This is a genomic window from Ruegeria sp. TASC047 (assembly GCF_059612445.1).
The window spans coordinates 158,695-170,158 of sequence record NZ_JBXWQP010000034.1 but is presented as its reverse complement, the minus strand read 5'-3'; the positions used below and the strand labels follow the sequence as shown (position 1 = coordinate 170,158).

The 11,464-nt window shown below is 57.9% G+C and carries 10 protein-coding genes; 4 read left to right on the top strand and 6 right to left on the bottom strand.

Annotated features, from left to right (window positions below):
* Window positions 1-239 precede the first annotated feature (239 nt).
* Window positions 240-854, bottom strand: coding sequence for a protein-methionine-sulfoxide reductase heme-binding subunit MsrQ (gene msrQ, locus AC2FLO_RS14230; protein ID WP_496755047.1), 615 nt, complete (start codon window positions 852-854; stop codon window positions 240-242).
* A 4-nt stretch (window positions 855-858) separates the two neighbouring features.
* Window positions 859-1,761 (bottom strand): protein-methionine-sulfoxide reductase catalytic subunit MsrP, encoded by a 903-nt coding sequence (msrP, locus tag AC2FLO_RS14225; protein ID WP_480539374.1) that lies wholly within the window; start codon window positions 1,759-1,761, stop codon window positions 859-861.
* A gap of 379 nt (window positions 1,762-2,140) precedes the next feature.
* Here msrP and AC2FLO_RS14220 point away from each other — a divergent pair, with 379 nt between their 5' ends.
* Window positions 2,141-2,956 carry a cyclase family protein gene (locus tag AC2FLO_RS14220; RefSeq protein WP_480587095.1) on the top strand — a complete coding sequence of 272 codons (816 nt, stop codon included), beginning with the start codon at window positions 2,141-2,143 and terminating at the stop codon, window positions 2,954-2,956.
* A gap of 162 nt (window positions 2,957-3,118) precedes the next feature.
* Complete coding sequence (locus tag AC2FLO_RS14215; protein ID WP_496755044.1) at window positions 3,119-3,676, top strand: class I SAM-dependent methyltransferase; 558 nt, start codon at window positions 3,119-3,121, stop codon at window positions 3,674-3,676.
* A gap of 52 nt (window positions 3,677-3,728) precedes the next feature.
* Here the strand turns inward: AC2FLO_RS14215 and clpB are convergent, their stop codons facing one another.
* From clpB to AC2FLO_RS14200, 3 genes are all read right to left on the bottom strand, one after another.
* Window positions 3,729-6,347, bottom strand: coding sequence for an ATP-dependent chaperone ClpB (gene clpB, locus AC2FLO_RS14210; protein ID WP_267365020.1), 2,619 nt, complete (start codon window positions 6,345-6,347; stop codon window positions 3,729-3,731).
* A 125-nt stretch (window positions 6,348-6,472) separates the two neighbouring features.
* Complete coding sequence (locus AC2FLO_RS14205) at window positions 6,473-6,796, bottom strand: hypothetical protein (protein WP_496755043.1); 324 nt, start codon at window positions 6,794-6,796, stop codon at window positions 6,473-6,475.
* A 100-nt stretch (window positions 6,797-6,896) separates the two neighbouring features.
* Window positions 6,897-8,153, bottom strand: coding sequence for a tetratricopeptide repeat protein (locus AC2FLO_RS14200; RefSeq protein WP_496755041.1), 1,257 nt, complete (start codon window positions 8,151-8,153; stop codon window positions 6,897-6,899).
* 87 nt (window positions 8,154-8,240) lie between these two features.
* Here AC2FLO_RS14200 and pyrF point away from each other — a divergent pair, with 87 nt between their 5' ends.
* Window positions 8,241-8,954 (top strand): orotidine-5'-phosphate decarboxylase, encoded by a 714-nt coding sequence (gene pyrF / locus AC2FLO_RS14195; protein WP_496755039.1) that lies wholly within the window; start codon window positions 8,241-8,243, stop codon window positions 8,952-8,954.
* A 349-nt stretch (window positions 8,955-9,303) separates the two neighbouring features.
* Complete coding sequence (locus AC2FLO_RS14190; protein ID WP_496755037.1) at window positions 9,304-10,557, top strand: DNA polymerase IV; 1,254 nt, start codon at window positions 9,304-9,306, stop codon at window positions 10,555-10,557.
* Window positions 10,558-10,559: 2 nt separating this feature from the next.
* Here AC2FLO_RS14190 and AC2FLO_RS14185 read toward each other — a convergent pair whose 3' ends face one another.
* A complete protein-coding gene (locus AC2FLO_RS14185) occupies window positions 10,560-11,420 on the bottom strand; it encodes an N-formylglutamate amidohydrolase (RefSeq protein WP_267365028.1) in 861 nt (286 codons plus the stop codon).
* Window positions 11,421-11,464 lie beyond the last annotated feature (44 nt).

Here is an 11,464-nt window from a genome sequence, read left to right as displayed (position 1 = left end):
AGTCCGTCAGGCCAACCTCAGCTGCGCCGGTGAAGGGGGTTCTAAGTATTACTCTCAAAACCCGCAAGCGGAAAATGCACGAAAACAAAAGAAAATGTCAATTTCAAAAATAATTATTTAATTTCCACACGTTAACTATTCACGATCAGGCGGAAGCGCGCCGGAATCGTCGGAAACACAGATGGGGTTCCGCACTTTATCGCCTTGTTTACAATGTTACTCACAGACTCGCTTCCGAGTCAGGCAGAATCTGCTGTGTTGGACTGGAGTGACAGGCTTGGAATCGGCAACCTAAGGGCAAGAAGGATGACTATAGCTGCCAAATAGATCAGCGGCTCGATCTGAAACCCTTTTGCCAGCATCACGTAATGCAGGCCGCCCAGCAAAGCGGCCGGGTACACCAGCCAATGCAGCCTGCGCCAACGCGGCCCCAGTCGGCGCACCGACCAGTTGTTGGATGTTGCCGTCAGAGGCAACAACAAAAGAAACGCCCCAATTCCAACGGTAATATAAGGACGCTTGAGGATATCCGCCCAAATCTGGCTGGGAAGCTGAACGTCCAGAACCAGCCAGACAAGGAGATGCAGGCTGACATATACAAAAGTCAGCACCCCAATGGCCCGACGGAACTTCATCAGGTTCAAGCCCACAAATCGGCGCAAGGATGTGATGGCCAGCCCGGCAATCAGCAACTGTAAAGCCAGTTCGCCATAGCGGTGTTCCAGCGCCTCAATCGGTTCGATTCCCAAACCGCCAGTCAGGCCAAGATAGAACAGCCAGGGCGCGGGCAGCGCGCCCATCAGATAAACGGCCCATACCGGAATACGCCGGAGTGTCTGATTGATGGCCTGCATGATTCTAGTAGTTCCTGGCCAGATCCATACCTTCATAAAGGCTGGCGACCTCTTCTTCATAACCGTTGAACATCAGCGTCGGTTTGCGCGAGGCAAACAGGCCGCCGCCGATTTCACGTTCGGAAGCTTGCGACCAGCGCGGATGATCAACGTTCGGGTTTACATTACTATAAAAACCGTATTCTCGCGAATTGGCCATATTCCAACTGGTGGGCGGCTCTTCTTCAACAAGCGTGATCCGGACAATCGACTTGATCGATTTGAACCCGTATTTCCACGGTACGACCAGACGCAAAGGCGCGCCGTTCTGATTTGGAATCGGCTTGTCATAGATACCAGTGGCCATGATCGTCAGCGGATGCATCGCCTCGTCCAGGCGCAAACCCTCGCGATAGGGCCATTCCAGAATGGGATAGCGCGTTCCCGGCATCTCATCCGGGCGGTGGGCCGTTTCGAACGCTACGTATTTCGCGCCGTCTTTCACCCCCGCCATTTTCAAAAGATCGGCCAGTTCGAACCCGTTCCATGGTACGACCATCGACCAGGCTTCAACGCAACGGAAGCGATAGATGCGTTCTTCGATCGTCATCTCGGACAGGATGTCCTTGAAATCATACTCACCAGGACGATCGACCAGACCGTCAATCTTTACGCTCCAGGGTTCGGTCACCAGCGTATGCGCATATTTCGCCGGGTCATCTTTTCCGGTCCCGAACTCATAATAATTGTTGTAACTCGTGATCTCATCCCAGGTGTTCGGCTCCAGCGCATCCTGCGCCGCAGCTGGTTGGCCCATTGCCGCCACACCAACACCCGCCATCCCGGCCATGACCTGCCGACGGTTCAGGAACGACGCCCGTGGGGTGACGTCGGCATGTGTTAATGTATTGGTCCAGCGATGCGCCATTTAGGTCTCCGTCATATTCGTTTGTCATTACAGACTTAGGGTGCTGATAGCACAGACCCATGGAAACAGGCGTCACGTTTGAGCGACGTGATTGTAACTTTCCGAGTGGCGACAGGCCCAGACAGGCGGATTGTGCCGCGCTCTGCCCGCTTTCAGCGGTTGTCACGACCTGAGCCAACTCTCAGTGCTCGAACATTACGCTGGGGATATACGGTTCGCTGAGAGCTGGTTCTGAAAGGAGAAACACAACCGGGTAGTCTGACTGCAGTCTTTACAACTGCGGGTCCAAAACTGCACTCTGTCAGATAGGCACCATACGCGATCAACAGTGTGGCGGGCCTGTTTTTGCAGCCGCGTGGCCGCAATGGGAGGACGAAATATGTGTGATATCTGTGTAATGAACGCCGTAAAAGACAGGATGCTGTCCCGGCGCGGGTTCTTCAAAGCCGCTGCGGCATCGGGTGTTGCGGCTGCCGCAACCGGGGCTATGGCACCGGCCGCACTGGCCGCGGGGCATGGCGGTGTCCAAGACATGACCCACACGCTCAGCCCGGAGTTCCCGACCTGGGGCGGAGAGCCGGGTATCTCGGCCGAACAGGCATTCAATTTCGCGGAGCACGGATTCAATCTGTTCAATTTGTCGATCAATGAGCATACGGGCACGCATATAGATGCCCCGTTGCACTTTTCTGCGGATGGGGCTTCGGTCGATGAAATCCCGGTCTCAGATCTGGTTGCACCACTTTGCGTGGTCGATATCGCTGCCCGCGCAGCAGAAGACGCCGATACGCGTTTAACCCCTGATGACCTGAAAGCCTGGATAGCCGCCAATGGCGATATACCAGACGGGGCTTGTGTGGCCATGCACTCTGGGTGGGCTGGCAAAACGGCAACGGACGCGTTCCGCAATTTCGACGGTGAAGCGCAGCATTACCCGGGCTTTCACGTTGAAGCTGCGCAGATGCTGATGGAAGAAACCGGAGCGCGGTCTATTGCCGTTGACACCTTGTCACTGGATCACGGCATGTCTGCGGATTTCGCCACCCATTATGCCTGGTTGCCATCCGGCCGGTTCGGGATCGAATGCCTGGCCAATCTGGATCAGGTACCCGCGTCGGGCGCAACACTTGTTATTGGCGCACCGAAACACGCAGGCGGCACCGGAGGTCCGGCGCGGATACTTGCGCTGATCTGATGAAACTGACGTTTGGCGAAACTGGCCCGCTTTCTTCGGTGGCCAGTTTCCATCTGCGCATTCCATGAGTGGTAGGCACTGAGAGCAAGCCAGCCAATGGGCAAGACCAAGTCTGATACCACACGGCGCTATGATACCGCTGCACCAAAATGGCGGGATAAGATGCGTGCTCTTGGTTATTACGATGCGTATCTTGGTTTTCTGTCAGCAAGTCAGCTCGCGACAGAGCATAACAGTCGGGTTGTTGATATCGGTGCCGGGACGGCCTCGTTTGCAGAAGCCTGGGTCGCTATTCATGGGTCACCCGTCGAAATAACCCTTCTCGAACCCAGTCAAGCCATGTTGAAACAGGGTCAAAACGCGTTACAGGCGCGGGGTGTCGAGCCAAGACTTGTGCAGGGCTTGTTAGGGTCTGTCGTTCTGGAACCTGCTGATGTGGCACTGGCTGCGCATGTCATCGAACATTGCCCCGATCCGTTGCGCGCACTTGAGAAGATTCACGATATGATGCGCCCTGGCGGTCGTTTGTATCTGGTGGTGTCAAAGCCGCATTGGTGCAATGCAATCATCTGGCTGCAATGGCGCCATCGCACATTCGGCAGAGAAGAAATTCTGGGACTAGTGCACAAAGCTGGCTTTGAATGCGAAAGCGAGTACTCATTCCCCGCAGGCCCACCATCCCGGACAAGCCGGGGAATTTTGGCGCGTCGAAGAGCGTAGATGCAGACAAAAAAGACCCGCCAATGCGGCGGGTCTTCCGTTTGTGCCTAAATCAATGCACCACTGCATCATCCGGGCGGGGCCGTTCTGACGTCCCCAACCGGTCACCGATGATCAGGCCATCAGCCCCGGCGGTGACCGGAACAACCTCACCATCCTTGATCTCACCGGCCAGCAGCGCTTCGGCCAGCGGGTTTTGCAGGGCGCGTTGAATCACGCGTTTCAACGGGCGGGCTCCGAAGACAGGGTCATAGCCTTCATTGGCCAGCCATTCCTTGGCACCATCGTCCAGGGCCAGTTCGATCTTGCGGGCCGCCAGGCGCTTTTGCAGACGCGCCATCTGGATATCGACGATGCCATCCATATCGGCCCGCTTGAGGCGGTCAAAGATGATCGTTTCGTCCAGACGGTTCAGGAACTCGGGCCGGAAATGTGCCCGCACCGCATCCATCACGTCACGGCGTGCCTGCGCGCTGTCCGCGCCATCGGGCAACTGGCTGAGCGCCTGAGACCCAAGGTTCGACGTCAGGATGATCAGCGTCTGCTTGAAGTCCACGGTGCGGCCCTGACCATCGGTCAGAACCCCATCATCCAGAACCTGCAGCAGCACGTTGAACACATCCGGGTGCGCCTTTTCGACCTCGTCAAACAGCACGACCTGATAGGGCCTGCGCCGCACGGCTTCGGTCAGCACACCGCCTTCGTCATAACCGACATAGCCCGGAGGGGCACCGATCAGACGGGCAACCGCGTGTTTCTCCATGAACTCGGACATATCGATACGCACCATCGCGTTGTCGTCATCGAACAGGAAATTCGCCACGGCCTTGGTCAGCTCGGTCTTACCCACGCCGGTCGGCCCGAGGAACAGGAACGAACCCAACGGGCGACCTTCGTCATTCAGACCTGCACGCGCACGGCGCACGGCGTTGGCGACAGCAGTCACCGCTGCATCCTGACCGATCACGCGGGAATGCAAAGCGTCTTCCATCCGCAGCAGCTTCTCGCGCTCACCTTCCAGCATTTTCGAGGTCGGGATACCGGTCCAGCGCTCCACGACGGAAGCAATCTGTTCAGGGCGCACCGTTTCCTCGGCCATCATACCATTGCTTTCGGCGTTCTCGGCCTCGGTCAGCTTTTTCTCAAGCTCGGGGATGACGCCATAGGACAATTCCCCCGCTTTGGCGAGGTTGCCTTCACGCTTGGCGATCTCAAGATCAGCACGCGCCTTGTCGAGCTGTTCCTTCAGGTCACGGGCCCCCGCCAGCTTGTCGCGTTCGGCCTGCCATTGTGCTGTCATCTCGGCGGACCGTTCCTGCAAATCGGCCAGGTCCTTTTGCAAGGTTTCCAGACGATCTTTCGAGGCCGCGTCATCTTCAAGCTTCAGCGCCTCTTCCTCGATCTGCATCTGCAGGATGTTCCGGTCGAGTTGATCGAGTTCCTCGGGCTTGCTGTCGACCTCCATCCGCAGACGCGATGCCGCCTCGTCGACAAGGTCGATGGCTTTGTCGGGCAGAAAGCGGTCAGTGATATAGCGGTGCGACAGGGTCGCCGCTGAAACAAGCGCTGAATCCGAGATGCGCACACCGTGGTGCAACTCGTACTTTTCCTTGATGCCGCGCAGGATGCTGATCGTATCTTCGACCGTCGGCTCCTGTACCATTACAGGCTGGAACCGGCGCGCAAGGGCTGCGTCTTTTTCCACGTATTTGCGATACTCATCCAGCGTGGTTGCACCTATACAATGCAGCTCACCCCGGGCAAGCGCAGGCTTGATCAGGTTGGCCGCATCCATTGCACCGTCCGATTTCCCGGCACCGACCAGCGTGTGCATCTCGTCGATGAACAGGATGATCTCTCCCGCGGCTTCAGTCACCTCGGTCAGAACGGCCTTGAGGCGTTCTTCGAACTCGCCACGGTATTTCGCGCCAGCAATCAAAGCACCCATGTCGAGCGCCAGCAGCTTCTTGTCCTTCAGCGATTCCGGAACGTCACCGTTCACGATGCGCAGGGCCATACCTTCGGCAATCGCGGTCTTGCCGACGCCGGGTTCACCAATCAGAACCGGGTTGTTTTTGGTGCGACGCGACAGAACCTGCATCGAACGTCGGATTTCCTCATCCCGACCGATGATCGGATCAATTTTGCCTTCGGCTGCAGCCTCGGTCAGGTCACGCGCGTACTTCTTGAGCGCGTCATAGCCTTCTTCCGCCGACGCGCTGTCAGCAGTGCGACCCTTGCGAATGTCGTTGATCGCCTCGTTCAGTTTTTGCGCTGATACGGCTCCGGCGTCCAACGCATCCTTGGCCTTGGACTTCACCATGCACAGTGCCATCAGAACACGTTCGACAGGGACGAAGCTGTCGCCCGCTTTGGTAGCTATTTTTGTGGCCTCGTCCAGAACCTTGACGGTCTGGCCGTCCATGTAAATCTGGCTGGCGTCGCCGCTGACCTTAGGGATTTTACCCATTGCCGCGTCCAGCGCCTCAACCACGCGGTTCGGTGCACCGCCCGCGCGCGAAATCAGGTTACTGGCCAACCCCTGATCGTCATCCATCAATGCTTTGAGTATATGTGTGGGCTCCAGCCTCTGGTGCCCCTCGCGCAGCGCAATGGTCTGCGCCGCCTGCACGAATCCCCGTGCCCGCTCGGTGAACTTGTTCAAGTCCATGATATTCTCCTTTTCCAAGCGCCCCGTTTTGACATGCCCGCCTGGCAGCACATATCGGTCGAAGCCTCACATTCAATCTGGGAAATATCTTCGGTGGTTCAAGAGGCTAAAACACAGAAATCGACCTATTCGCGCTGGATGGTATAGACTGTATAACCACCGGTCTCGGCGACCTGAACGGCACCCAGATCATTCACCAATGATTGGGCGGCCGCACTTCCCTTCGGGCAAGAAACCAGATCTGCCGTATGATCCAGGAAATTGCCGGTAAATGCCGTTTCACCGGTCAGCTGACACCAATCACCCTCGGACCTATAGCCGCGGACGAGATACAAATCGTCATTGGTCGGGGACGGCGCGGCGCCCGTTTCGGGCTGTGGCGGCTTGTCGGCGCAGGCGGCCAGCGTGGCCAGCGTGGCCACGACGGCTGGCGGAACAAGGTGCTTCATGGTCTGTCCCTTTGATGCAATTTTTGTTTCAGAATGGCAGCACCATAGCACAGTTGGGACAAAGCGGGGAAACCGCTAGCTCCTTTGTCAGCCGTGGGCGTCAACCGCCTTCGATCTGCCGGATCAGCTTTTGCGCCTCGTCATCGCCCTGCTCGACCGCGAGGCGAAGAAACCTCAGCGCCTCTTCGACATCGCCGATTTCATAGAGCAACCGGCCGAATTTGCGCTGCGATTTCACATCGCCAAGCTTTGCGGCCCTGCCCCAGAACAACAAGGCCGCTTCCGTGTCCTGGGGCACACCGTCCCGCCCGTGATAGGTCAAAGACCCGAGATTGTGCAGCGCCACGACATTGTTCTGCTTGGCAGCCAGGAAATAATTGTCCAGCGCCCGTTCGATGTCCTTGGTGTAGCCGGCCTCGCCGATCTCGTAGATGTAACCCAGGCGCACCGCCGCATCGGCGCTGCCGTTTCGGGCCGCCATCTTCAGATAGTCGACCGCGCGCTGCATATCGCGCGCGACATGCCTGCCTTCGCGATAAAACGTGCCGAGGCGCAGTAGAGACTGCTCGTATCCGAAGAACGCGGCCCTTTCATAATAGTACAGCGCCTTGTCGATGTCGGGCGCAACACCTTTCCCGTTTTCGTATCCATGCGCCACGTTGTGCATCCCCATCGGCAGACCGGTTTCGGCAGCCGCCATGTACCAGGCAAACGCAGTCTCGGCGTCCTCGGGAACGATCTCGCCATCGTTATAGAAAGAGGCGAGCGTGTTCATCGCCAGCCCGCTACCCTCCATCGCGGCCAGTTCAGAAAACTCGAGCGCCATTTCCAGCTTGCCGCCCTTCATGAGTGCCCGGCCAAAGGCGGCCACGACCTCGGCATCGACATCCTGGTCTTTCAAAAGCAGATCAGCGCAGATCGCCATCGCATTCTCGGCGTCCAGGTCGGCCCATTCAACCCCGTCGAAATAAGGAGACTGACCCGGAACGGAGGCAGCCATCAGGCACTCATACTCTCCGTCCGAATAGTCGGGTTCCTGCGGCGGATCATCGGGGGCGGGTTCCGGCCGGGGGCGAAGGTCGGAGACCCGCAGGCGCTGTTGCGGTTCCTTGGGCGCGTCGGCCCTTGCCGACGCAGGGGCCTCCCCGGTCAGCCCGACCAGCAGATCGCGTGCCAGCTGCGAATAGATCGGGCAATCAGCGTAGATTTGTACAAAATTCTCGATGGCCGTCGCCGACCCGCTGTCCTTGACGTCTGCCCAGACCAGTCGGGCCTCGCCGCAATCCGTCTCACCGGCCCAGACCGCGCCCGCCCCGACCAGAACAGCCGCCGAGGCCACCGCACCCAACCGTATCATCCCGTATTTTCCTGCGTCTTTTCTTGTCTCAATGCGTCACACACTCTAAAGAAGCGCCGATCCCGTCAAGCTTGAAAGGCCGAACCAATGCCCCAAACCGCCGATGACCGCCTGATCGTAGCCCTTGATGTTCCCAACGCTCTGCAAGGGTTGGCCATGGCCGAACGGTTGGGGGATAGCGTTTCATTCTACAAAATCGGGCTGGGTATGCTGACGGGTGGCGGGCTGGCATTGGCCAACGAACTGAAACAGGATCACGGCAAGCGCATCTTCCTGGACATGAAGTTGTTCGACATTGGCAATACAGTTGAGAATGCCGTGCGGGGATTGGCGCAATTCGATCTGGATTTTCTGACCGTGCATGGTGACCCTCATGTGGTGCGCGCCGCCAAAGAAGGTGCTGCGGGTAAAGACCTGAAGATCCTCGCCGTAACCATCCTGACCTCGCTGAACCGCGACGATCTGGACGCAAGTCTTTTGAAATCTGGTGATGTGCAGGATTTGGTTGTCGAACGCGCGGCCAAGGCCTTTGAAGCCGGGGCTGATGGCGTTATCGCCAGCCCGCAAGAGGCCGCCCTGATCCGGGCTCTGCCACAGGCTGAAGGGCGTCTGATCGTAACCCCTGGTGTGCGCCCGGCTGGCGCAGCGCTTGGTGACCAGAAACGTGTAGCAACCCCTGCAAGCGCTATTCAGGATGGCGCGGATCATATCGTTGTCGGCCGCCCGATTTATCAGGCAAAAGACCCAAAAGCCACTGCTGAGGCCGTTCTTTCCGAACTAAATTCTCTGAAGGTGTGCTAAGACCACTTGGTCTTTTCAGGTGGGTTTTGCGTTGGGTTTTCCGCGCAACAAGTTGACCTTAGGTCACTTTTTGACAAAACCGCGCCAAATCGTCTCTGTGCCAGAAAACACACATTCAAAACCCGAGTTTTCTCGGCACAACCTTCATCCTATCGAAACTAAGGATTTTCAGGGATTCTGAAGTGGAATACTCCCCAACGAACCGCTTCTTCCTGAGGTTCGTTACTTCCCCCCGCGATGTGCGGGGGGTCTTCTTTCCAAATCACCCCATTTCAGCAAGGCCTTTGATCCAGGATCACAGGTGATATAAAGAACGTCCAAGCCAACTGCGGAACGCATGAGGACGCAGATGCCCGGTCTTTGCCGAGATTGCCTGACCACCTTGTCAATCGAACAACGCTGTACTGCCTGTGGCAGTCCGCGGGTAAAGACACACCCTGAACTGTTTGACCTGTCGATTGCCCATATGGATTGTGACGCCTTTTATGCCTCGGTGGAGAAACGTGACAACCCGGAACTGGCGGACAAACCGGTTATCATTGGCGGCGGCAAGCGCGGCGTTGTTTCAACTGCCTGCTATGTTGCGCGTATTCGCGGCGTCCGGTCGGCCATGCCCATGTTCAAGGCCTTGCAACTCTGCCCCGAAGCCGTCGTGATCAAGCCGCGCATGTCCGTCTACGCGCGGGTGTCGCGCGACATCCGCGCCATGATGGATGAATTGACACCCGTGGTCGAACCCCTGTCGCTGGACGAAGCCTTCATGGACCTGTCGGGAACCGAACGTCTGCATGGCGCGCCGCCGGCCGTCATGCTGGCGCGTCTGGTCAAGCGCATGAAGGATGAAATCGGTGTCACCGGCTCTATCGGGTTAAGTCACAACAAATTTTTGGCCAAGGTCGCATCGGACCTCGACAAACCGCGCGGATTTTCAGTGATTGGCAAGGCGGAAACGGCAGAGTTTCTGAATGACAAACCCGTACGGTTGATCTGGGGCATTGGCCCAGCTGCGCAAGAAGCGCTGGACAAGGCAGGGATCAGAACTTTCAGTGATTTGCTGCGTTGGGATCAGGAAGCGCTGACCGCGCGGTTCGGCTCAATGGGATATCGCCTGTGGCACTTGGCTCGGGGTCAGGACAAGCGACGCGTATCGGCGCATGAGCCGATGAAATCCATCAGCAACGAGACGACATTTTTCGAAGATACGTCGAGCCTTGATATTCTGGACGGTCATTTGTGGCGGATGGCCTTGAAAGTGTCGGACCGCGCCAAGGCAAAGGATCTGGCTGGCCGGGTTGTCACGTTGAAACTGAAGAAAGCCAATCACAAGGTCCTGACGCGGCGCGTATCCTTGCGGGATGCGACACAGATTGCCGACCGGATTTACCGCACGGCCCGGGGCCTGTTCGATCAGGTTGGCGATCAGGGGCCATATCGATTGTTGGGCTGTGGTTTGTCCGACCTTTGCCCGGCGGATCAGGCGGATATTTCCGGCGACTTGCTGGATCCGGATGCTGCCCGCAGATCCAAGGCCGAACGGGCCACGGACGAGATTCGCCAGCGGTTCGGGGCCGAAGCAATCATGAAGGGCCGTGCGCTGCGCTGAAGCTACTCCGCCGCCAGACGCTCTGGGCTCGCACCCAGGCTGGAAATCTCGCGAACCACCTGCCTGAGCAGCTTCGAGAACGCCATGAAATTGGCATTGGGCGCGATTTTCTCTTCGTCCATGTACAAAGCGCGATCGATCTCGATCTGTACAGCGTGCTGCTGGCGACCGGGACGACCATAGGTTTGCGTCACATATGCTCCGGCAAAAGGCGCATTGCGTGCCACGTTGAGACCCGCTGCCGCGAAAGCGGCTTCAATGATATCGACGACCTCTGACGACGCGGACGCGCCAAACCGGTCGCCCAGCACGATCTCGGGCCGCCTTCCGCGCGCAGTGCCCGCCATGGCCACCGCCTCGTGCGGCATCGAGTGGCAGTCCACCAGAATTGCCTGTCCGAACATCTCGTGTGATTCGGCCAGCAGGGATTTCAACCGCGCATGATAAGGGCGCCAATAGGTGTCGATGCGCAGCCGCGCTTCGTCCATGGTAAGTTTGCCGCGATAGATTGCCCGACCGTTGGCAACTACGCGGGGAATCACCCCCAGCCCTGACGCGACCCTTGGATTATGCCCGTGCCTGCGGGCACCGCTGATCAAGGCCGGGTCAAGCTCATCCAGGCTGCGGTTCAAATCCAGATAGGCACGCGGCATGGCCGCCTTGATCAAAGGGGCACCGTTTTCCGCCGCGGGCGCGAACAGCTGATCAACAAAGGCGTCTTCTGAGGATCGAATCACGCTCCGGTTCAACACGGACCGGTTCAGAAATGCCTCAGGATACTCTCGCCCGCTGTGTGGCGATGAAAAAACCACGCACGAGGTGCGGTTTTCGGGCATATCCAATACATAGGCTGCGCTTTGCATGATCCCTCCGTGTTCGTAATCAACATAGACCGGAAAAATTGTTC